The sequence below is a fragment of the Acinetobacter baumannii genome, from assembly GCF_009759685.1.
Taxonomy (GTDB): Bacteria; Pseudomonadota; Gammaproteobacteria; order Pseudomonadales; family Moraxellaceae; genus Acinetobacter; species Acinetobacter baumannii.
This window is the reverse complement of sequence record NZ_CP046654.1, coordinates 1,824,665-1,846,004: the sequence shown is the minus strand read 5'-3', so window position 1 is coordinate 1,846,004 and position 21,340 is coordinate 1,824,665. Positions and strand designations below refer to the sequence as shown.

Sequence of the window (21,340 nt, the reverse complement as noted above, 5' to 3'; positions counted from 1 at the left end):
TTTCACTTATCAGATCGCGCTCAGCTTAAAAAATAATTAAGTAGCTAGATATTAAAAGTATTCTATAGAGCAACAGACTCTAGTTATGTTATAACATTTTAAATTTATTTTAGCCATAAAAAAAGCACGCTCAAAAGCATGCTTTTAAAGGAATATAAGTTGTTAGAAAACAACAGTCTTATTGCCATCTACAATAATTCGGTCTTCTAAATGCCATTTAACAGCACGAGCTAATACATTACGTTCAACATCTTCGCCAAGCTCACGTAACTGCTCAACATTATAATCATGGCTCACACGTTCAACGTCTTGCTCAATAATTGGGCCTTGGTCTAGGTCAGCAGTCACATAGTGAGCTGTTGCACCAATCAACTTTACACCTTTTTCATATGCTTGCTTGTATGGGTTTGCGCCCACAAAAGCAGGTAAGAATGAGTGGTGAATATTGATAATTTTCATTTCCCATTTAGAAACAAAATCTTCGCTTAAAATCTGCATGTAACGTGCTAGAACTAATAAGTCATTGCCTTGCATCATTTCATGAATTTGAGCATAAGCTTCCGCTTTATTGTCTTTGGTTACTTTAATGACTGTAAATGGAATACCAAAGTTTTCAACCGCTTCACGTAAATCTTCGTGGTTAGAAATTACGTGGGTAATTTCACACGGTAAAGAACCACGTGCATGACGCCACAATAGCTCAAGCAAAGCATGGTCAACTTTAGAAACTAAAATACCAACCTTTTTAATATCATTAACAAAAGCAAGACGCCATTGCATGCCATAACGTTCCGCTACATTTGCTGCGAAAGTCTGAATTAAAGCATCTTTACGAGACTGTAAATGATCAAGTTCAAATTCAACACGCATGAAATAACGTCCGCCTTGAGCTTCCGTCGCATACTGATCAAGCGCGGTAATGTTTGCACCCTGATGGTACAAAAAGCTCGATACAGCCTGTACGATCCCAGGCTTGTCTTCACAAGTAATCAGTAAACGGGCTGTATTGGCAGTGGTCATATTCATTTGGTTAATATCACTTAATTGAGACAAAATTTTGATAAGCCGAGTATTCTAGCGCTCTAAATAAACAAGCACAACTATTCATCTTTTAGGGACGATAAGCTGGCAAAAAGATCAGAAGGTCCAAGCGACTCCAATAATTGCTCATAAGTCGCACGGCTTTCCCCCATTAAATAAGGGCCTTCTAAAAAAACCATTTGACGTAAAGCTTGCCAAACCCATTTTTCTTCAAGGTGGTTATTGTCACTAATGTGTCCGGACATATATAGAAAGTTGGTCCAGTTGGTTAAGACAATCCAGAGGTTAATAATGAGCGCTTCAATTTCCGATGGCGTCATTTTCATAAGCCCGGCATCAACAAAGGCCTGATAAATTCTTTGCCCTTGCTGCATGACCAGCCCTGCAAAGCGGGGATAGATCTTTTTAAAGTCTTCGTTACTTTCAACTAAATGATAAACATCACGGTGAATAAAACGATAGTTCCATAGCTGACCACTGAGTACCTGAAAATAATTAATTTTGTCATTGGTCGTTAATGGTCTGTCCTCAGGTAAAGAGAGCATTTCTAAAGTCTCGACCTGATATTGGTGCATTAATTCCTTAATGATTTCATGCTTGTTTCGAAAGTGATAATACAAGTTTCCAGGACTAATCCCCAACTCTGCAGCAATATGATTGGTAGTGACAGACCGTTCGCCACGCTCATTAAAAAGCTGCAAACTGATTTGTAAAATCCGGTCTTTTGTCTTCAGAGCTTTAGGTAGAGACATTTTAATAACCTTCGTTAATTCATATGGTTAAGACTTGCACACAGAAACCAACTTGACTATTTAGAGTATTTACTCTAAAAAATAAGTATATCAGTATATTTGGTAAGTACCGATGAACAGTCAAACAAAAACAAATCCAGAGACTCAGGTTCCTTATGATGTTAAGCATTTACATGATTTGCTTGAGCAGCAAAAGATTGCCTACTTACGTCATCCGGTACCCACTGCTAAAGAGCGTATTGATCGTTTAGCTCGTCTTAAAAGAGTCTTGGTAAAATATCAAGATCAGATTGCCGAAGCAATTAACCTTGATTATGGCAATCGTGCCATTATGGAAACCAAAATTGGTGAGTTACTTACCTGTCTTGAACAAATCAAGTATTACAGTAAGAACCTGACCGGATGGATGAAACCATCAAAACGCCATATCAGTGTATTACATCAGCCAGCAAAAGGTTGGGTACAATATCAACCAATGGGTGTTATTGGCATTATTACACCTTGGAACTATCCATTACTACTTTCCGTTGGCCCACTCATCTGTGCTTTGGCGGCTGGTAACCATGCCATGATCAAAATTTCGAGTGCTTCTCCAAATTTTGGACAGGTTCTTGAAAATGCTCTTTCTGAAGCTTTTCCACAAGAATTGGTTGCTGTGGTTAATGGCGGTGGTGTGATCTCTGATGCGTTTAGTCACCTGCCTTTTGACAAAATGATTTTCACAGGCTCGACTTCTGTCGGTAAAACAGTCATGGCGGCTGCAGCTCAAAACCTTGTGCCAGTCATTCTTGAGTTGGGTGGTAAATCTCCTGCGCTTGTACATGCTTCCGTAGACATGAAAGATGTCGCACAGCGTATTGCTGTGGGTAAATTATGGAATGCAGGCCAAACTTGCGTTGCGCCAGACCATATTTTCTTGCCGCGTGGTAAAACTGCCGAGTTCATTGAAAACTTTAAATTGATTGTGGCTGGAATGTATCCTCATTTTCGTAACAATCAAGACTACACTTCTATTATTAATGATAAGCAGTACAACCGTATTCAGGGTTATCTAGAAAATGCCCGTGATCAGGGTGCTCGTATTATTGAAATTAATCCTCAAAATGAAATTTTAGATGATGTCCGCAAAATTGCACCGACTCTGGTTACTGGTGTAACAACTGCAATGGATATTATGCAAAATGAAATTTTTGGTCCTGTTCTACCAATTTTAGAATATGACCAAATCGAAGAAGTCATCGAATTTATTAATAGTCGACCACGTCCTTTGGCGATGTATTATTTTGACTATGATCAGGCACGCGCCGATTATATCTCTCAGCATACTCATTCAGGGCATTTCGGAATTAACATGGTGATTACCCATGTAGCACAAGATGATTTACCTTTTGGCGGTATTGGTGCGTCAGGTATGGGTAAATATCACGGACCGGAGGGCTTTTTTGGGCTTTCGCATGAACGTTCGGTCATGTCAAATCCAAAACTTTATAGCTTGAAATATATTCTTCCACCGTTCAATAAACCGATTCATCGCTTCATTTCGAAAACCTTGTTGCGTTAACTGATCAAGGCATGATCTGTTATACTAGATCATGCCTCGTTTTTACCAATTTCGCTTGTCTTTTAATCGTATTTTTGGTATAAAACGCCCCTTGAATGAATTCATCCGTTTACATTTAGTATGACTGGCCACAGATTTGCTGTTGGCTAAATCAATGGAGTTACACCATGTCTAAGGTTTGCCAAGTTACCGGCAAGCGTCCAGTCGTTGGTAACAACGTCTCACACGCCAACAACAAAACCAAGCGCCGGTTCGAGCCGAACCTGCACCACCACCGTTTCTGGTTAGAAAGCGAAAAACGTTTTGTACGTCTTCGTTTAACCACTAAAGGTATGCGTATTATTGACAAATTGGGTATCGAAAAGGTTGTTGCAGACCTTCGTGCTCAAGGTCAAAAGATCTAAGGAGTCTGAGCAATGCGTGATAAGATTCGCCTCGTTTCTTCAGCTGGTACAGGTTACTTCTATACCACGACTAAAAACAAACGTACTATGCCGGAAAAAATGGAAATCAAAAAATTTGATCCAAAAATCCGTCAACACGTGATTTTCAAAGAAGCTAAAATCAAATAATTTTAGCCTCGAAAAAAACGACTTCTTTATGAAGTCGTTTTTTTTTGCATTTTTTTTATACCAGCCTTTTTGTTAAACTTTCCACATATTCCGCCTTGGCATTTTTTATGCTTGTCTTTAGCCTAACTCACGTAAAAGGAGTTTTTAGTGCCGCATGACGTAGATTTAATTATTTTACTTGCTGTTGGTTTCGGCGTTGCCCTGTTTTTTGGCTATATTGCCGCCCGACTACGACTTCCCCCTCTTATTGGCTATCTCATTGCCGGAATTATTATTAGTCCTAATACTCCTGGTGTTGAAGCAGATATTCATCTTGCAAACCAACTTGCTGAACTCGGTGTAATGTTCCTCATGTTTGGCGTTGGTATGCATTTTTCCTTAAATGATCTTTTACTTGTTCGCCGCATTGCCTTGCCAGGTGCAATCTTACAAATTGCTGTTGCAACTTTACTGGGTATTGGCGTTTCAATGTTATGGGGCTGGAGCTTTGGCTCCGCACTCGTTTTTGGCTTAAGCCTGTCATGTGCGAGTACAGTTGTATTATTAAAAGCTTTAGGAGACCGTGGTCTTCTAGATTCTGTAAACGGCAAAATTGCTGTGGGCTGGCTATTAGTTGAAGATTTAGTCATGGTACTTGTTTTGGTACTTCTTCCAGCTACAGCTGTTTTACTTGGCGGAAAAGCCCCAGCAGGCGCAGAAGGTAACATCTGGCTAACACTTGGAATCACCCTATTAAAGGTTATTGGCTTTATCGCCTTTATGCTGATTGTCGGTAAGCGCGTTGTGCCTATTATTATGCAGTTTGTTGCTCGCTTAGGTTCAAGAGAGCTATTTACGCTTACTGTAGTCGCTGCTGCTGTATCGATTGCCTATGGTTCTTATGCCATCTTTGGAGTTTCAATGGCATTAGGGGCATTCTTTGCCGGAATGGTCGTTAAAGAATCAGATTTTAGCCATCGCGCAGAAGAAGAAACGCTACCACTACGTGAAATTTTCTCGATTTTATTTTTCGTTTCAGTAGGAATGTTGTTTGATCCACATATCCTTATTGAACGTCCACTACATATCTTGGCTGTTATCGCGATTATTATGGTGGGTAAAACACTTGCTGCAATGGCCTTGGTTTTATTCTTCCGCTATCCAATCAATACTGCTTTAACAGTCGGGGCCAGCCTTGCTCAAATTGGTGAGTTTTCATTTATTTTGGCTACCCTTGGTGTCTCTTTAGGTCTACTAACGTTAGAAGCTCAAAACCTGATTTTAGCAGGCGCATTATTCTCAATTACACTAAACTCTTTCATCTTCTCAGCAATTGAGCCGGTACAACGTTGGATTCGTGAACGCTCTCATTTAGCACGACTTCTTGAACGTAGTGGCGACCCATTAGCCATGCTGCCCGATGAAGTCGATCAATCTTATCTACGCGATCAAGTGGTGATTGTAGGGTATGGTGGCGTTGGACGACGTATTACTGAAAATTTAATTAATCAAAATATTAAAGTCGTAATTGCAGAAGAGAATCGTGAAATCGTAGAAAAACTACGTCAGGCAAATATTGCAGCTGTAAGTGGTGTAGCAACCGAACCTGGCGTTTTAATTCAAGCACATATCATGCACGCACGACTCTTGGTAATTTCACCTATGGATATTTTAGATATTCATCGGATTGTAGATATTGCGAAGCAATTGAACCCTCAAATTCAGGTTTTAATTTGTGCAGAAAGTAAAGAAGAAGCCGCAGTGATTAGAGACGAACACATTGGTGAAGTATTCTATGCGAAAGAAGAAATGGCTAAGAATATGAGCCATCATATTTTAAATCAAATCGAACTTGCGCATCAGTCCACACATCATTAATGCATACAAAAAAAGCGTACTCAAGAGTACGCTTTTTTTAACTTAAGAATTTAGGCTGCTCATCCACAACTTCAGCCTGCCATTCATTGACCTGCTTTTCTAACAGCCCAAACAAAGCAGCTTGAATCATATGTTGTGCAACTATAGGCGTCTGTTCACCTAATATTGCCTTTAGTTCATCACTAAACTGAATTTTAACCAAGGGCTCTTTTTCAGAACCAGCATTACGCAAGGCGAGCTCACCACCTTCTAGTTGGACTAATTCCAACACTGCTTCTTGATTTCCAAATAACTCTTTCAATTGCTGTATAGACATATACTTCCTCCATGTTTCAACATGGTGGCAAAGCACCCTTGCACTTTGCATCTCTCGTCTTATTTATATAGGCGCACTGGGATTAAATTTCAAGCGCTCAGATAGTTTAATTTTAGAACTCGACCATTTCGTTACGAAAACCATCAATTAAATGACTTAACTCTCTATGCCATTCACGCAAAATTTTCACATCAGGTAACCATGATTGTGGTCCCTGAGTCACTTTAATGATCAAATTAGAAGAAGTTTCTTCTTCCGGTGTCGGTTCAGTTGGTTCCGGTGCATATTGGCACATACGGTAAGCACGTTTTAATTCTGCAACGAAGCCATCTTTTGCCAATTGCTGCAAAACAGAAACTTCCGGAGAAACTTGTCCTTTTGCCGCCATATGCTCTTCAATAGATTTTAATGTCGGTTGCAAGTCATTTAAACGGTAATAACGTACCAATTCTTGCAAAAATGCCAACATCGCACCATGTAAATGAAATACAGCTGCTTCACGATACGCTTGTACCTGCTGTACATGATCAGTTTGCTCTGCTTGTTGACACGCTAAGCGTGCAAAATAGAGTTTTTGATTGGTACGATCGGCATGATAACGAGCAACACGTGACATAACTAAACTTTCCTGTTCTAAAATTGCCATCTATATGGCTATTCTTAGCTTAACGACTCCATTGATAAAATCAACGTTATTTATGGTAAATCCAGAGAGACTTGATAAATTTTACGTTTAGCCGGAACTTTCAACTGTCGCTTCATAGGACGCACATTACTTAGAACCCAAGCAAAATATCCTTCACTCCAACCAGAGGCACAGGCAGGTTCAATCTCATCGTTTCGCCAAACATGAATAGAATCAACATCGACCAAAGCGACGGCAACTCCCTCTTCTTCATCACCATCATTTATTAAAAAATTTTGGTTCTCAACAATGAATAGATCTTTAAGAGGCAGCTGTGCAGGGACCCATGAACGAACTTCAAGTGTTTTTATTCCCTGAGCTATACGTGTTCCATTTGGAGCAACCACAGAAAGAGCTAAAAATTGTTGCATAAAAGCCTTACTCTTCAGCTGCCTTAACCCGAATACCGTAACCTTTTACTTTAAGTGTATTTAGACCTTTGATTGCTTTAATGGCTTCACGCGGATTCGGCATTTCGACAAAACCAAAGCCCTTTGATTTACCCGTATCTTTATCGGTTACAACGACACAAGACTCAACTTTACCATAAGCTTTAAACAGCTCTAAAACTTCAGCTTCAGTCACTGAACGATCTAAATTACGAACTAATATTTTCATTTTCCAACCTTCATTGACCATCAAAAGAAAGGCCAATATACATTTGAGTATTCACAGTGTCTTATACAGTAATTTAGTCAAGATCGATACCAAAACCTAAGTTTACTGTTCGTGAAGTATTCCATTGTTTTTTGGCAAATGGCTGTGGCACCTGACGATGAATTTTGGCCTGAACCAAATGGGCAGGTAAATCATTTAGAAAATAGCTTTCGATTTTGCGGCCTTGTTCGTCATACGTGTCTTGTGACCATGTATTGAGATTTTGCTTCGTCAAAATCAATTCATTTTCCGCACGTGTTAATGCAACATACAATACTCTGCGCTCTTCTTCGACTTCATCAAAATCGCCCTGTGCACGCGCATAGGGATATTGGTTTGGTGAGACATGCGGTACATAACACACTTTCTGTTCTGCACCTTTAGCGGAGTGAATTGTAATTAAGGTCACTAAATCATCATCACCCGCTTTTTCAATTTCAGAAATTGAAATTGGTTCAAGCACATATTCTTCAAGAAATTCACCAAGAGATGCATGTTTACGCGCAAGTTGTTTAACTAGGTCGAAATCCCTAGCACGACGTGACCAGTCTTTAGTTTTATAGTTTTGCTCTAACTGTTCACTTAATGCATCAAGTGCTAGACCAATACTTGCCTCAACATGCTGCTGTAGCACATCAAGCTGTTTCAAAATCAAAATGGCCTGTAAAGGAACTTTTCCATGACGCTCCAAACGCTGACAACGCTCTTCGACCTCACTAATGCTCATTAACTCTTGCGCTAACTTGCTGGCACCCACATCTCCAATTCCATCCCATAAGGTTAAAAAGCGCATCCAAGCCAAGTCATCCTGCGGGTTACTCACAATACGCAATAAACTGAGCACATCCTTTACATGCGCTGATTCAAGTAACTTTACGCCACCAATAAAACGATACGGAATTTCAGCGGCAATAAATGCTCCTTCCAAATAGCGTGCGCTATAGCCTGAGCGGACTAACACCATATGGTCGTACCAATTTGCGCCCTGTTGGTGTCGCTCTATTAAGTCTTGTGCAATCCAGTTGGCTTCTTCAAATTCATTACCAAACAAATGGAGTTGTGGCTTTTGTCCTTTGCCACGATGAGCCTGTAACTGTTTTTGATAATCGATTGGACTGTGGGAGAGTAACCAATTTGATAAATCTAATATTTCTTGAGTCGAGCGATAATTCAGATCCAAGGTATGAATCACTGCATCTGGAATACGTTCTTTAAAAGAATGAATGTTTTCAAAATCAGCCCCACGGAAACCGTAAATCGACTGGGCGTCATCTCCCACACAAAATAATTTCACCTTACCAATCAGTGGCTGCAAAAGTGCCCACTGTAAAGGGTTGGTATCTTGCATCTCATCAACTAACAAAGCTTGGCAGAAACCAGCAACCCAGTTCGTCAGTGCTTCCGAGTTTTGTAAATGAACAGCGACGATCGACAAAATGTCATCATAGTCTAAAAAATTACGCTCTCTTTTACGCTGTTCATAGGTTTTCATTAACTCAGCAATTTGTGATTTATATTCATATGCTTCAGGTAATTGCTTGAGTAATGCTTCAGAAAGCTTCGATTGCGTATTTCGGGCATAAGAATATAAATCACACAGCTCTGCCGCTTTAGGCAAAACATTATCTTTGTCTTTGCCTCTTAATAAGCGAAACATGAGTAACTGATCATCACGATCAATAATACTAAATTGGGTTAAACCAAACGCTTGCGGATTACGACGCAATAAATACATGCAAAAGGTATGGAAAGTGGATGCACGAAGACCTTTGGCTTGTGCTCCAACATGCTGTTCGACCCTTGCAACAATTTCACTCGCAGCTCGGCGGGTAAACGTTAAAATCTGAATTTGATTTGCAGGCAAACCTTGATCAATTAAATAAGCTGCGCGAGCAACAATAGTTTTCGTCTTGCCACAACCCGCTCCAGCCAAAACCAAACAGTTTTGAGCCATAGTCGTCGCTGCTTTTTTTTGCTGAGCATTTAATTCATTAATTAACTTTGCAAGACTCATAACACATATCGCTAAAACACCAAGGCTTAGTTTAACAGACCCATGCCATGAGATGGACCTTCGCTCACTAAAAACAAAAAAGAGCACCCTAAGTGCTCTTTTGTTCGTTATTTATTTTAAGAAACTGTTTTTGAGCTAGAAGGTAAATACTTAATCGCAGAAGCGAGTCCTAAAAAGTTAATGCCCTGAAATAAAATATCTACTGCCAAAAACATTCCTAACACCCAAAACGGAGAATCTTTAGACACTAAAATTAAAATACCTGTAGCAAGGGTTAATAATCCTGAAAATAAGGTCCAGCCCCACCCTGCAATTGGTCTTAATAAAAATGCATTTATAGTGCGGATTACTCCCGCAATAATCAGAGCAATTGATAATAAGCTTGTTAAAACCACAGCCGTAGTAACAGGCGTAGAAAATGCATAATAGCCTGCCATTAAATACAGCACTCCAAAAAGTGCCCACAGCCATCGGCTACCGCCTTTAAATACACTTAAGGCAGCAATTAAATGCAATACACCACCCACCATCATTAAAATACCAAACAGAAAAACAACCGAAAATGTGGCAAATGGCAGTGAGCTAAATAACACCAAACCAAAAATAATGAGCACAAAGCCTAATATTAGATACCATTTACGATCAGCATGTAGCTGATTACGAACCAAATCATTACCTACAGTTTTCATGACGGCGACTCTTATTATCAGGTATTAGGAAGTTTATATAATGTCATTATAGTGATGTACTTCACATTTATTGTCTGTATAAGATGTGCATCGTTTATTAACAATTGATGTGGATAAAATAGTATTTATCCACAATTTTATTTCAGCCACCCCACTTCTTGAGCTGTTGGTAAACCTATGACGGTTTCTTGTAAATCACTTGGCATTTTGCTGGTCTGCTCAGATAATGGCGTTCGACCACCCATGATTTCTGCTCGCTTTTGTGGATAAAGAGGTACTTTTTCAGGTTGTGCATATCCTAATGGATATATGGGCTGACCTGTTTTTAAATCATATTTATCTTTTGCCCCAAAGCCATGCAATAGCTCATGAACGATTACAACCCGATTTTGTAGTGCTTGTCCACGTGTAGCAAACAAATTAACACTACCAATACGGCCCTTTTCTAAAGCAGTCGAATGCACCAAAACTTTTTGATAATTGGGATCGTAATAATTTAAATAAAGTTTGAGTGATGCTCCATTATCTTCAGGCTGTTGTTGTCGCCAGGCATAAAAACGAAACTTTAAACTCCACCAAACCACATGAAAAATACCAGCATTTTGTGGCACCTCAGGTGGACGCTGCTGTAACTGTTGCCCCAAACGTATTTCAAAGTTTGCTGATTGCCCCCGATAATGTTGCGACCATTCACTTAAATAGCTTTTAAGCGTCTGGAAATCAGTGTTTTGTAACTGATGAATATAAGCTTGTGTGGTTTGTAAGCCATCTGCATTTATTGGGTGCAATACCACCACAATAGGCTGATTCCAGTCTTGGTTTTGGTCACGCCACGCTTGAACTGCAACGATTAATAAAACAATTAATAGACATAAAATCCGAATGTTTTTCCACATTCTTTTTCCCCATAAAAATTAATATTTTCTTTTATTGTTGTAGATGAAAAAAATGCTAGCTGAGCTAGCATTTTTTATCTGTCTTATTTAGCCTTCAATCCATTTACCGTCTTGATAAATTAGGCTCCATTTGGTTTGTTTACCTTCTGGTGTTTCAGAACCCACATATTGTGATTGGTTCTTACGACTAAACTTCACAATGGTTGGGTTACCTTCAGGGTCTACATCTGGAGCTTGTAAAATAAACTGGTATTTTGGATCAAGTTGATCAGCTACGCTACGAAGCTCAGCAACTTTTGGTGCACGTGTTTCACGAATTTTCGGGAACTTACTTGCAGCCAAGAACAGACCAGCCGCGCCATCACGTAACACAAAATAATCATCATGCTTGGTTGAACGCAAGTGTTCCATCTTGATTGGTTCTACACGTGGTGGCGCAGGTTGACCATTTTTCAAGACTTTACGAGTATTGTCACAGCTTGTACAAGCGAAATATGGGCCGAAGCGACCAGTCTTAAGCTGCATTTCACCATCACATTTATCACATGGAATGGTTGGGCCATCATAACCTTTGATCTTGAACTCGCCTTCTTCAAGCTCATAGCCATCGCAATCCGGGTTGTTACCACAAACATGTAACTTACGGCCACCATCAATGACGTAGCTGTCCATTGCTGTACCACATTTCGGACAACGATGTTTTGACATCAAGTCTGCTGTTTCAGCACTATCATCATCAGATAACGCTGCTAGAGACTCAACTGGCGTTAAGTTCAAGGTCCCTTTACAGCGTTCCTTAGGCGGCAAGTTATAGCCAGAACACCCTAAGAATACGCCTGTAGTGCCCGTACGAATCTGCATTGGACGTGAACATTCAGGGCAATGTACTGCTGGTACTTCAACTGGCTGGTTACGACGCATTCCCTGCTCACCTTGAGCATTGGTCAAACGCTTTTTAAAATCACCATAGAATGTGTCTAGCAATTCCTTCCAGTTACGCTCACCTGTTGCAACTTTATCGAGCTGACCTTCAAGGTCTGCTGTAAATGCATAGTTCATCAGGTTATTAAAACTTTCATCAAGACGATCCGTTACGATCTCACCCATTTTCTCAGCAAAGAGACGGCGATTTTCTAACTTAACGTAACCACGTTCTTGAATCGTAGAAATAATGGCAGCATAAGTCGACGGACGACCAATACCACGTTTTTCAAGTTCTTTTACTAAAGATGCTTCAGTAAAACGAGCTGGCGGTTTGGTAAAATGCTGACTTGGATCTAGCTTTTCGAGCTTTAAAATTTCACCCACTTTAATTGCAGGTAAAATGATATCGTCATCAGATTTATTGGCACCACGAACTTTAGTAAAGCCATCAAATACAAGCGTACGGCCTTTTGCCTTTAACTCCACATTGCCAGCTTCAACTGTTAAAGTTGAAGATAAATATTCTGCCGGAGTCATTTGGCAAGCTACGAACTGACGCCAAATTAAATCATACAAACGCTGAGCATCACGCTCTACACCAGCAAGTTGATCACCAGTCAGCGCAACATTTGATGGACGAATAGCTTCGTGGGCTTCTTGAGCACCTGCTTTATTACCATAGCGATTTGGCTTAGCTGGTAAATATTTTTCGCCATATTGGCTTTCAATATGCGCACGTACCATACTTACAGCATCATCACTCAAAAACGTTGAGTCAGTACGCATATAAGTAATGAAACCAGCTTCATACAAGCGCTGCGCCAACATCATGGTTTTCTTTACAGAGAAACCTAAACGTGTACTTGCAGCTTGTTGCAAAGTCGAAGTGATGTATGGGGCGCTTGGATTCACCTTAGTTGGTTTATCTTCACGCTGAGCAACTTTATATTCAGCGCCTTTTAATACATCTAACAGGGCATCTGTTTCAGCTTTATTTTTTAATTTAAGCGTTTTACCCGCCTGTTTAACAGCCTCAAGACGAATGTCATCTTTTTTAGCTTTAGTGTCTGCAAAGACTTGCCAATATTCTTCTGGAATAAAAGCACGAATTTCACGTTCACGTTCAACAACAAGCTTTACCGCTACAGACTGTACACGACCTGCCGATAAACCACGGGCAATCTTTTCCCATAATAATGGCGAAACCATGAAGCCTACTACACGGTCCAAGAAACGACGTGCTTGTTGTGCATTAACACGGTTTAAGTCGAGACGTGTTGGCTGTTTAAATGCTTCTTGAATGGCATTTTTAGTAATTTCGTTAAATACCACACGATGATAACGGCTATCGTCACCACCAATCACTTCGCGTAAGTGCCAAGCGATTGCTTCCCCTTCTCTATCCAAGTCCGTTGCGAGATAGATTGCATCTGCATCTTTAGCAAGTTTCTTGAGTTCAGCAACAACATTTTCTTTGCCAGGCAGAACTTCGTAATGCGCTTGCCATCCATGTTCCGGATCGACGCCCATACGATTGATTAAAGCCTGATTCGCTTTTTGTTCTTTTTCAGCCTCAGTGAGTTTTGTCCGGGCAGCCGGCTTTTTCTCTGTTGCTTTACTGCCACCTGTTGGCAAGTCACGTACGTGACCTACAGAAGACTTAACAATGTACTGCGAACCTAAATATTTGTTGATGGTTTTCGCTTTGGCAGGCGACTCCACAATCACTAAGGCACGTTTATGTGCAGCAGAGGCAGAAGATGCTGTGCTTTGAGATGCAGAGCGCGAGGTATTCGCCATATAAAATGTTATTCCTATACCAATAAATTTAAAAATCAGGCTTCAGCCAAGGCCAACAGATAAGCCTTCATCTCATCTAATTGCGTAGCTTTCAGGTCCGATTCCTCATCCCAATAAAGGCCTACACAGTTTGCCTGCATATCAATAGCATAAATCCCTTTTAATGCAATGGGAGAATCATTAAATTTCTCATCGCCTTGCACAACTTTTAATTTTCCGTCTATAACGCGAGCACGCATGAGCGGTAAACGAGCATCGGGGATTAATACACTATAGTAAGCAACCATGCTGGCACGCTTTTCAGTTGCCATCGGGACATGTGTCCATTCAGGTGCAGCAATTACGCGTGGATGTAGCCCCATTTTGCGGGCTTTGTCTCGCATAATTCCCAGCGCCTTTTCACGTGGACTCACTCTTAAACCAAAAATGGAGCCTAGCACGAAAAGAACAATGATAACGGTAACCCAAATTCCGATATTGTCCATAGCAAAACCTATTAATCTCTTTTATTAGAGTTGCATAAGCTGACCAGAAAACGCAAGTTACATCATAAAAATAATGTCCAATTAACCGACAAGGCTAAAAACTACAACATTTCCTCATAGATATTTTTAACAATCTAGGCAGAATATTTAGGCGCTCTTTTCAGTTTCAAGAGTAGTTAACTTACCAAACCGATCCAGATGCGCATCTCCCCAAGTTTTTAAAGCAAGAAGTATCTGCTCAAGCCCGCGCCCTAAATCAGTTAGACAATATTCCACTTTAGGAGGCACTTGAGGATAAACCTCACGATGAATAATGCCATCTTGTTCTAATTCCCGAAGCTGATTGGTCAGCATTCTTTGTGTAATGCTTGGAACTCGTTTACGAATTTCATTAAATCGTAAAGTTCCTTCATTTAATAAATGCCAAAGAATGACACATTTCCATTTGCCATCAATCAAACTTATTGCGGCCTCAACTGAACAACCTGGTGAGCAGTCAAAACTTGAATGTCGAGCTTTTGCCATTTTACAGTATCCTTTTTGACACTATGAGCGTTATTTGTCTGTAGTCACTATTTTTAAGCTTACGTTATGATCAAACTCTCAACAAGAGGAATGATGATTATGAAAGCTGTGGCATATCAAAAAGCGGGGCCTATTACATTGCCAGAGGCACTCGTAGATATTGAACTCGACACTCCAGTAGCTAAAGGACATGATTTACTTGTTCGTGTTCAAGCTGTATCAGTAAATCCAGTCGATACCAAAATACGTAAAAATGTAAGTGCTGAACAATCTGGCTGGAAAGTTCTTGGATGGGATGCTGTAGGCACGGTAGAAGCGATTGGCGATAAAGTTACTCAATTTAAAATTGGTGATGTGGTTTGGTATGCAGGTTCTTTAAATCGCCAAGGCAGTAATAGTGAATTGCAATTAGTTGATGAACGTATTGTCGGTCATAAACCAAAAACTTTAGAAGCGACTGAAGCTGCGGCTCTTCCTTTAACAGCAATCACAGCTTGGGAAATGTTATTTGATCGTCTCCAAGTTCCAAAGACTGCGCCTGCTAATACGACTATTTTAGTGATTGGTGGAGCTGGCGGTGTAGGTTCAATTACCATTCAGCTTCTTAAGCAATTAACTCACCTCACGATTATTGCTACAGCTTCACGCCCCGAAACAAAAGAATGGGTAGAACAACTAGGTGCTGATTATGTATTAGACCACCGTCAGCCTTTAGCTGCACAAATTAAACAATTAGGTTTAAGTGCACCTTTATATGTATTCTCAACCACTGAAACAGATCAACATTTATCAAATATTGTAGAGTTAATTGCTCCACAAGGTCATTTTGGACTTATTGATGACCCTGATCAGTTAGATATTAAACCGTTTAAATCTAAGTCTGTCTCAGTTCACTGGGAATTTATGTTTACGCGCTCAATGTTCCAGACTGAAGATATGGAAAAACAAAGTGCGCTACTAAATGAAGTCAGTAAACTGGTGGATGAAGGTAAAATCAAAACAACTGTAACTCAGGTTTTAAGCCCAATTAATGCTGAAAACTTAACACGGGTTCATGAGCAAATTGAAAGTGGTTCAACCAAAGGGAAAATCGTTTTACACGGATTTTAAGTTGCACTTACGAAAATAAATGGCAAGCGTAACGCTTGCCATTTTATTTAATAATGCGGTGGCTTATTCGTTAATGGATCAAAAGGTGCAACACCCTCTGATAAATCTGCAGATTCCACACGTTGATAAAGTAATTGCATTTGTTTTTTTAAATCAGCTATTTCTAAAGTTTGAATCGCGAGTTGCTGATTTAATTCCTCAACTAAATCATCTAAAAATGCAATTCGCACTTGCAAATCTTCAATGGGTGCGGAAAATGACGCTTGATCATCATGATATGGTGGTTTAGTCATTTAAGTCCTCATTTGAGATTTTGGAAAACATTATGGCCTATATTACTTTAAGGGATGTCCAACTTGCTTTTGGCGGACCTGCCCTGCTCGATGGCGCGAACTTCAACCTAGAACGTGGCGAACGAGTCTGTTTAATTGGTCGTAATGGTGAAGGTAAGTCTACTTTACTTAAACTCATTGAGGGAAGCCTACTACCAGATTCTGGTGAAGTTTCTGTCCAAAATGGTTTAACTGTTTCTATGTTAGCTCAGGATGTTCCAATGTCATCGGGCAAAGTTGCAGATATTGTAGCAGAAGGTGCAGGAGAAGCCGCTGCCGTACTTAAAGCCTATCATGAAGCAAGTGATGCCTGTGTACTTGGTGACATGGAAGCTTGCGATCGTATGGGATCTTTACAGCATAAACTTGACCAACTTGATGGATGGGCATTAGAAAATAAGGTCAACACGATTTTAGGTAAAATGGAGTTAGATCCGAATGCAGATCTAGCAGACCTATCAGGTGGTCGTAAACGTCGCGTTTTACTCGCCCGCGCCCTACTTACCCAACCAGATGTGTTATTACTCGATGAGCCAACTAACCACTTAGATGTTGAAAGTATTGAGTGGCTTGAGAAATTCCTGCTTGATCAAAATAATTTAACCTTACTCTTTATTTCGCATGACCGTTCTTTTGTAGACCGCCTTGCAACTCGTATTGTGGAATTGGATCGCGGCATATTACGCAGCTATGAAGGAAACTATTCTCGTTATCTTGACCTAAAAGCTCAGCAGCTTGAAGCTGAAGAAAAACAAAATGCCTTGTTTGAAAAGAAACTTGCCGAAGAAGAAGCATGGATTCGTCAAGGTATTAAAGCACGTCGTACACGTAATGAAGGTCGTGTTCGTGCCCTTAAAGCATTACGAGAAGAGTCAAAAGCTCGCCGTTTCCAACAAGGCAAAGTCAATATGGGCGTTCAAGAAGCACAGCGCTCAGGCAAACTTGTATTTGATATTGAACACTTAAGCGTAAGCTACGATGGACAAACCCTCATTAGAGATTTCTCTGCCATTGTTATGCGCGGTGACCGCATTGGTTTGGTCGGTGATAATGGCGTCGGAAAGACTACTTTAATTAAAGCGATCTTAGGCGAAGTTCAGCACGAAGGTGTTGTCAAAACAGGAACTCAGCTTGAAATTGCTTACTTCGACCAATTACGTAATCAGCTTGACCTTGAAAAGTCGGTTTCTGAAAACGTTTCTGAAGGTTCAGATTTCGTTGATGTAAATGGTCAACGTCGCCATATTCTCAGTTACTTACAAGACTTCCTATTCTCTCCGGAACGAGCTCGTACACCGGTAAAAGCACTTTCTGGTGGTGAGCGTAATCGTGTCCTGTTAGCAAAACTATTGCTCAAGCCATCGAACCTGATTGTAATGGATGAGCCAACGAATGACTTAGATATGGTCACACTTGAGCTACTTGAGGAGATGTTGTCTGAATATAAAGGTACTTTGCTTCTAATTAGCCATGACCGTGCTTTTATGGACAACGTTGTGACATCAACTTGGGTATTTGATGGCAAAGGCGGTATTGCAGAATATATCGGTGGTTATCAGGACTATTTGATTCAGCGTCCAAACGAGAGAGTCGTTGACCAAAAAGGCGATGTAAAAAAAGCTCAGGCTAAAGCAGAAGCTGAAAAAAATGCAGCTCAAACGAACGTAAAAAAGGTCAAACTAAGCTACAAAGATCAACGTGAACTTGAGCAATTACCGGCAGAAATTGAAAAGTTAGAAAATGAGCAAGCTGAACTTTCTGACAAACTTGCTGACGGCTCATGGTTCGTAACGGATGCCGATGCGGCAACCAAAGCAAGCCAGCGTCTAGCAGAAATTGAAGAGTTACTCCTTGAAAAGTTAGAGCGCTGGGATGAACTTGAGCAAATGAGTAAAGGGAATTAATTTTTTTACCTGCTGATTAATTTAAAAAGCCTCCTAGATTAGGGGGCTTTTTTAAATATAATTTAAGATATTTTTTCAAATAAGATTTATAAAAATAATTATGTTATACCTATCAGTATAATAATATTTAAGGATATTTCCATGCTAGATCTCTCTCAAATTTTGGCATTTGGATTCATTTGTCTGGCGATGGTACTCACCCCTGGCCCAAACATGATTTATCTTATCTCTCGTTCCATTAGTCAGGGCAAACTCGCAGGTTTTATTTCTCTCGGTGGCGTTGCGGTTGGTTTTGTATTTTATATGCTCTGCGCTTCTTTCGGGATTACGGCACTTGTGGTCGCAGTTCCATATGCCTATGACACTATTCGTATTGCCGGTGCGATGTACTTACTTTGGTTAGCATGGAAAGCTTTACGCCCCAATGCCACACCTATTTTTAATGTTAAAGATTTAGCGGTTGACTCACCATTAAAGTTATTTTTAATGGGCTTTTTGACTAATTTACTTAATCCTAAAATTGCGATTATGTATTTATCTTTATTACCTCAGTTTATTCACCCACAACAAGGCAGTATTTTAGCGCAGTCTATCCAACTCGGGACTATACAAATTTTTGTAAGCGTTTCAGTAAATGCGCTGATTGTATTTTCTGCTGGTAGCATTGCTCTTTTTCTACAAAAAAAACCACTTTGGGCAAGCATTCAACGCTGGGTCATGGGTACAGTATTAGCCGGCCTTGCGGTTCGTATTCTTCTAGAACACCGCCGATAACCCGCTTTATTTTTCTTTATCGCGTCTAAACCTTCAATTTACTCCTGTGTATTACGACGATAAATTCAGTTCGTGATACACTTTTGGCAGTTTTAACTTTTTAAATTCTTTATATCGTTATGAGCCAAAAGCAGCCTTATACGCCCGGTGAGTTTCAATGGTCCTTTTTGTTGCCTAAATATTGGGGTGTGTGGATTGCGATTACTTTCCTGATGCTTTTGGCTATTTTACCGTGGGCAGTTCAATGGCGCTTAGCTCATGGATTGGCAAACCTTGCTTGGAAATATTTAAAGTCTCGTCGTAAAACCACAATTCGTAATTTAGAAGTTTGTTTCCCTGAATGGTCACCTGAAAAAGTACAGCAACAAGCAAAACAAGTTTTTGTAGATATGATGCTTGGTATTTTTGAGACCTTAAATGCATGGTATAAACCTTACTGGTTTAAAAACCGCGTCACTATTGAAGGCTTAGAACACATTACCAATGCACAAGCTCAAGGCAAAGGTGTTTTATTGCTTGGTACACATAGTACTTTACTCGATGCAGGTGGTTATGTATGCGCCCAATATTTCGAGCCGGATGTTGTGTATCGCCCTCAAAACAACCCCCTCCTCGATATGCTAATTTATCGTTGCCGCGGCACAATTTATAAAGCACAAATTGATCATGATGACATGCGTGGTTTGATTCGTCATCTTAAAGAGGGTGATGCAATTTGGTATAGTCCCGATCAAGACTTTGGGCTTAAACAAGGTGTTATGGCACCATTTTTTGGAGTGCCAGCTGCCACTGTAACCGCTCACCGTCGTTTATTAAAAATTTCCAAGGCGGTTGCTGTGCCTTTATATTTTTATCGTCATGGCGATGTACAGAACCCTAAATATCATATCTTGATTGAGCCAGCGGTTGACAATATGCCAAGTGAAGATGAAGTCGATGATGCAACGCGTGTGAATAAGATTATTGAGAACCAGCTTCGTATCGCACCAACTCAATATATGTGGTTTCACCGTCGCTTTAAAACACGTCCAGAGGGATATGAAGAGATTTATTAAGATAAGGCTGTAATAATTTTAGATTAGTAATAGGCACAGCCTCGATTTAAAGTGATATTCAAAGACTTTCGGATAGGCAGACCTTACTTTTTAGGGATAAAAAGTAAGCAAAAATCCTTTGTTCCGCTGATGTTACATCCTTGTAACACAACGCAACAGCGACATCCATGTCGCTATCACGATAGTAAACTCTGGATAATGATTTAGTTTGAGATGATGTATCTATGGATGATCCATCTTTTATGAACGTATAAGGCAAAAAATAATGAAAGTGATGCAACTTCTCCCAGAACTCAATAGCGGTGGCGTAGAACGCGGCACACTGGAAATTGCACGTGCACTGGTTGCACAAGGTCATCAGTCTCTAGTTGTGTCTAATGGCGGGCGTTTGGTCTCACAACTTGAAGCTGAAGGTTCCACACACTTAACACTGCCGATTCATAAAAAATCATTGTCGAGCTTGTGGCAAATCCGTCCATTACGTCAGCTTATTGAAGAACACCAACCAGACATTGTACATGTGCGCTCTCGCGTACCTGCATGGCTAACCCACTTCGCTTTAAGAAAAATACCAGCGAATAAACGCCCTCACCTCATTAGCACGGTACATGGTTTCTATTCAGTTAATCGTTATAGTGCGATCATGACTCAGGCAGAAAAAGTGATCGCTGTTTCTGACAGCGTAGTTAAATACATCACAGGCCATTATAAAAACTGTCCACCACAAGATATTATCCGGATTTATCGAGGAATTGACCCTGCCGCTTTTCCGCATAACTATCAACCTTCAGCACAGTGGTTTAACCAAGTCTTTAACGACTTTCCCGAACTTGAAAATAAATTTTTACTTTGCCTACCTGGCCGTATTACTCGTTTAAAAGGACATGAAAGTTTAATTGAACTGATGCAGCAACTTCATTCGCAATATCCTCAACTGCATGCTGTTGTTGTAGGTGGGGCTGATGTAAAAAAACAAGCCTATTTAAGTGAGTTGCAAAACACCATTCAAAGCAAAGGACTTGCAGATAAAATTACATTTGTAGGACATCGCTCAGATATACGCGAATGGCTCGCTTTTAGCGATATAGTGCTCTCTCTATCCAATCAAGCAGAAACATTCGGTAGAACAGCATTAGAAGCGCTCTCTGTCGGTACGCCGGTCATTGGCTGGAACCGTGGAGGTGTTGCCGAGATTTTATCTCATGTGTACCCGCAGGGTCTTGTTGAAGCAGAAAATGAAAAAGCTTTATTAGAAATAGTAAAGCATCATATTGAACAACCTCAAACAGTCGCTCCTGTGACAATGTTTAGTTTAAAAGATATGTGTGACCAAACCCTTGAGCTATATCAAAGTGTATTGAAATAACCCAATAAAAAAAACCCGCGATGTT

General features: G+C 40.2%; 22 protein-coding genes. 9 read left to right on the top strand and 13 right to left on the bottom strand.

All coding sequences use genetic code 11. The annotated features are described in order from the left end of the window. Window positions 1-162 precede the first annotated feature (162 nt). Both purU and GO593_RS08760 read right to left on the bottom strand, forming a co-directional pair. The gene (purU, locus tag GO593_RS08765; RefSeq protein WP_001057506.1) at window positions 163-1,026 is read right to left on the bottom strand and encodes a formyltetrahydrofolate deformylase; all 864 of its coding nucleotides are present in this window, start codon (window positions 1,024-1,026) and stop codon (window positions 163-165) included. A gap of 74 nt (window positions 1,027-1,100) precedes the next feature. Beyond that, window positions 1,101-1,793 carry a TetR/AcrR family transcriptional regulator gene (locus tag GO593_RS08760; RefSeq protein ID WP_000056617.1) on the bottom strand — a complete coding sequence of 231 codons (693 nt, stop codon included), beginning with the start codon at window positions 1,791-1,793 and terminating at the stop codon, window positions 1,101-1,103. Between the two features lie 112 nt (window positions 1,794-1,905). Here GO593_RS08760 and GO593_RS08755 point away from each other — a divergent pair, with 112 nt between their 5' ends. The 4 genes from GO593_RS08755 to GO593_RS08740 all read left to right on the top strand — a co-directional run bounded on the left by GO593_RS08755 (window position 1,906) and on the right by GO593_RS08740 (window position 5,783). Beyond that, window positions 1,906-3,354 (top strand): coniferyl aldehyde dehydrogenase, encoded by a 1,449-nt coding sequence (locus GO593_RS08755; RefSeq protein WP_001088254.1) that lies wholly within the window; start codon window positions 1,906-1,908, stop codon window positions 3,352-3,354. Window positions 3,355-3,521: 167 nt separating this feature from the next. Next, window positions 3,522-3,758 (top strand): 50S ribosomal protein L28, encoded by a 237-nt coding sequence (gene rpmB, locus GO593_RS08750; protein WP_000048256.1) that lies wholly within the window; start codon window positions 3,522-3,524, stop codon window positions 3,756-3,758. A 12-nt stretch (window positions 3,759-3,770) separates the two neighbouring features. After that, window positions 3,771-3,926 carry a 50S ribosomal protein L33 gene (gene rpmG / locus GO593_RS08745; RefSeq protein WP_001205031.1) on the top strand — a complete coding sequence of 52 codons (156 nt, stop codon included), beginning with the start codon at window positions 3,771-3,773 and terminating at the stop codon, window positions 3,924-3,926. A 147-nt stretch (window positions 3,927-4,073) separates the two neighbouring features. Then, window positions 4,074-5,783, top strand: a complete 1,710-nt coding sequence (locus tag GO593_RS08740) for a cation:proton antiporter (RefSeq protein WP_001119808.1) — start codon at window positions 4,074-4,076, stop codon at window positions 5,781-5,783. A 37-nt stretch (window positions 5,784-5,820) separates the two neighbouring features. Here the strand turns inward: GO593_RS08740 and GO593_RS08735 are convergent, their stop codons facing one another. From GO593_RS08735 to GO593_RS08690, 10 genes are all read right to left on the bottom strand, one after another. Further along, complete coding sequence (locus tag GO593_RS08735; RefSeq protein ID WP_000027403.1) at window positions 5,821-6,099, bottom strand: hypothetical protein; 279 nt, start codon at window positions 6,097-6,099, stop codon at window positions 5,821-5,823. 112 nt (window positions 6,100-6,211) lie between these two features. Beyond that, entirely contained in the window at window positions 6,212-6,715 is a 504-nt protein-coding gene (locus tag GO593_RS08730) for a DUF6586 family protein (RefSeq protein WP_002027464.1), read from the bottom strand. Window positions 6,716-6,795: 80 nt separating this feature from the next. Then, window positions 6,796-7,155, bottom strand: coding sequence for an ASCH domain-containing protein (locus tag GO593_RS08725; RefSeq protein ID WP_001183876.1), 360 nt, complete (start codon window positions 7,153-7,155; stop codon window positions 6,796-6,798). Between the two features lie 7 nt (window positions 7,156-7,162). Further along, window positions 7,163-7,402, bottom strand: a complete 240-nt coding sequence (locus GO593_RS08720) for an RNA recognition motif domain-containing protein (protein WP_000699342.1) — start codon at window positions 7,400-7,402, stop codon at window positions 7,163-7,165. Window positions 7,403-7,475: 73 nt separating this feature from the next. After that, complete coding sequence (locus GO593_RS08715; protein ID WP_000050356.1) at window positions 7,476-9,455, bottom strand: ATP-dependent helicase; 1,980 nt, start codon at window positions 9,453-9,455, stop codon at window positions 7,476-7,478. A gap of 116 nt (window positions 9,456-9,571) precedes the next feature. After that, complete coding sequence (locus GO593_RS08710; protein WP_000859453.1) at window positions 9,572-10,144, bottom strand: HdeD family acid-resistance protein; 573 nt, start codon at window positions 10,142-10,144, stop codon at window positions 9,572-9,574. A gap of 137 nt (window positions 10,145-10,281) precedes the next feature. Further along, window positions 10,282-11,040 (bottom strand): hypothetical protein, encoded by a 759-nt coding sequence (locus GO593_RS08705; protein ID WP_000265769.1) that lies wholly within the window; start codon window positions 11,038-11,040, stop codon window positions 10,282-10,284. Window positions 11,041-11,127: 87 nt separating this feature from the next. Next, window positions 11,128-13,764 carry a type I DNA topoisomerase gene (gene topA / locus GO593_RS08700; RefSeq protein ID WP_000024260.1) on the bottom strand — a complete coding sequence of 879 codons (2,637 nt, stop codon included), beginning with the start codon at window positions 13,762-13,764 and terminating at the stop codon, window positions 11,128-11,130. Window positions 13,765-13,799: 35 nt separating this feature from the next. After that, window positions 13,800-14,249: a hypothetical protein gene (locus GO593_RS08695; RefSeq protein ID WP_000368721.1), complete on the bottom strand. Its 450-nt coding sequence runs from the start codon at window positions 14,247-14,249 to the stop codon at window positions 13,800-13,802. A 147-nt stretch (window positions 14,250-14,396) separates the two neighbouring features. Next, window positions 14,397-14,774: a winged helix-turn-helix transcriptional regulator gene (locus GO593_RS08690; protein ID WP_001029769.1), complete on the bottom strand. Its 378-nt coding sequence runs from the start codon at window positions 14,772-14,774 to the stop codon at window positions 14,397-14,399. 99 nt (window positions 14,775-14,873) lie between these two features. On the opposite strand from GO593_RS08690, the gene GO593_RS08685 reads away from it, so the two are divergent. After that, window positions 14,874-15,884: a zinc-binding alcohol dehydrogenase family protein gene (locus tag GO593_RS08685; RefSeq protein ID WP_000648638.1), complete on the top strand. Its 1,011-nt coding sequence runs from the start codon at window positions 14,874-14,876 to the stop codon at window positions 15,882-15,884. 47 nt (window positions 15,885-15,931) lie between these two features. Here GO593_RS08685 and GO593_RS08680 read toward each other — a convergent pair whose 3' ends face one another. Next, window positions 15,932-16,177 carry a SlyX family protein gene (locus tag GO593_RS08680; protein ID WP_000165735.1) on the bottom strand — a complete coding sequence of 82 codons (246 nt, stop codon included), beginning with the start codon at window positions 16,175-16,177 and terminating at the stop codon, window positions 15,932-15,934. A gap of 32 nt (window positions 16,178-16,209) precedes the next feature. Between GO593_RS08680 and GO593_RS08675 the strand changes: the two genes are divergently transcribed. The 4 genes from GO593_RS08675 to GO593_RS08660 all read left to right on the top strand — a co-directional run bounded on the left by GO593_RS08675 (window position 16,210) and on the right by GO593_RS08660 (window position 21,315). Continuing rightward, window positions 16,210-18,120: an ATP-binding cassette domain-containing protein gene (locus GO593_RS08675; RefSeq protein WP_000323468.1), complete on the top strand. Its 1,911-nt coding sequence runs from the start codon at window positions 16,210-16,212 to the stop codon at window positions 18,118-18,120. 141 nt (window positions 18,121-18,261) lie between these two features. After that, complete coding sequence (locus tag GO593_RS08670; RefSeq protein WP_000886290.1) at window positions 18,262-18,894, top strand: LysE family translocator; 633 nt, start codon at window positions 18,262-18,264, stop codon at window positions 18,892-18,894. Window positions 18,895-19,013: 119 nt separating this feature from the next. Then, window positions 19,014-19,949 (top strand): LpxL/LpxP family Kdo(2)-lipid IV(A) lauroyl/palmitoleoyl acyltransferase, encoded by a 936-nt coding sequence (gene lpxL, locus GO593_RS08665; protein WP_000078880.1) that lies wholly within the window; start codon window positions 19,014-19,016, stop codon window positions 19,947-19,949. Window positions 19,950-20,214: 265 nt separating this feature from the next. Further along, the gene (locus GO593_RS08660; protein WP_000867106.1) at window positions 20,215-21,315 is read left to right on the top strand and encodes a glycosyltransferase family 4 protein; all 1,101 of its coding nucleotides are present in this window, start codon (window positions 20,215-20,217) and stop codon (window positions 21,313-21,315) included. The last annotated feature ends 25 nt before the right edge of the window (window positions 21,316-21,340 follow it).

Bases quoted from the DNA above. Each gene is read 5' to 3' on its own strand.
- purU (WP_001057506.1), bottom strand. From the start codon at position 1,026: ATGAATATGACCACTGCCAATACAGCCCGTTTACTGATTACTTGTGAA.
- GO593_RS08760 (WP_000056617.1), bottom strand. From the start codon at position 1,793: ATGTCTCTACCTAAAGCTCTGAAGACAAAAGACCGGATTTTACAAATC.
- GO593_RS08755 (WP_001088254.1), top strand. From the start codon at position 1,906: ATGAACAGTCAAACAAAAACAAATCCAGAGACTCAGGTTCCTTATGAT.
- rpmB (WP_000048256.1), top strand. From the start codon at position 3,522: ATGTCTAAGGTTTGCCAAGTTACCGGCAAGCGTCCAGTCGTTGGTAAC.
- rpmG (WP_001205031.1), top strand. From the start codon at position 3,771: ATGCGTGATAAGATTCGCCTCGTTTCTTCAGCTGGTACAGGTTACTTC.
- GO593_RS08735 (WP_000027403.1), bottom strand. From the start codon at position 6,099: ATGTCTATACAGCAATTGAAAGAGTTATTTGGAAATCAAGAAGCAGTG.
- GO593_RS08730 (WP_002027464.1), bottom strand. From the start codon at position 6,715: ATGTCACGTGTTGCTCGTTATCATGCCGATCGTACCAATCAAAAACTC.
- GO593_RS08725 (WP_001183876.1), bottom strand. From the start codon at position 7,155: ATGCAACAATTTTTAGCTCTTTCTGTGGTTGCTCCAAATGGAACACGT.
- GO593_RS08720 (WP_000699342.1), bottom strand. From the start codon at position 7,402: ATGAAAATATTAGTTCGTAATTTAGATCGTTCAGTGACTGAAGCTGAA.
- GO593_RS08715 (WP_000050356.1), bottom strand. From the start codon at position 9,455: ATGAGTCTTGCAAAGTTAATTAATGAATTAAATGCTCAGCAAAAAAAA.
- GO593_RS08710 (WP_000859453.1), bottom strand. From the start codon at position 10,144: ATGAAAACTGTAGGTAATGATTTGGTTCGTAATCAGCTACATGCTGAT.
- GO593_RS08705 (WP_000265769.1), bottom strand. From the start codon at position 11,040: ATGTGGAAAAACATTCGGATTTTATGTCTATTAATTGTTTTATTAATC.
- topA (WP_000024260.1), bottom strand. From the start codon at position 13,764: ATGGCGAATACCTCGCGCTCTGCATCTCAAAGCACAGCATCTTCTGCC.
- GO593_RS08695 (WP_000368721.1), bottom strand. From the start codon at position 14,249: ATGGACAATATCGGAATTTGGGTTACCGTTATCATTGTTCTTTTCGTG.
- GO593_RS08690 (WP_001029769.1), bottom strand. From the start codon at position 14,774: ATGGCAAAAGCTCGACATTCAAGTTTTGACTGCTCACCAGGTTGTTCA.
- GO593_RS08685 (WP_000648638.1), top strand. From the start codon at position 14,874: ATGAAAGCTGTGGCATATCAAAAAGCGGGGCCTATTACATTGCCAGAG.
- GO593_RS08680 (WP_000165735.1), bottom strand. From the start codon at position 16,177: ATGACTAAACCACCATATCATGATGATCAAGCGTCATTTTCCGCACCC.
- GO593_RS08675 (WP_000323468.1), top strand. From the start codon at position 16,210: ATGGCCTATATTACTTTAAGGGATGTCCAACTTGCTTTTGGCGGACCT.
- GO593_RS08670 (WP_000886290.1), top strand. From the start codon at position 18,262: ATGCTAGATCTCTCTCAAATTTTGGCATTTGGATTCATTTGTCTGGCG.
- lpxL (WP_000078880.1), top strand. From the start codon at position 19,014: ATGAGCCAAAAGCAGCCTTATACGCCCGGTGAGTTTCAATGGTCCTTT.
- GO593_RS08660 (WP_000867106.1), top strand. From the start codon at position 20,215: ATGAAAGTGATGCAACTTCTCCCAGAACTCAATAGCGGTGGCGTAGAA.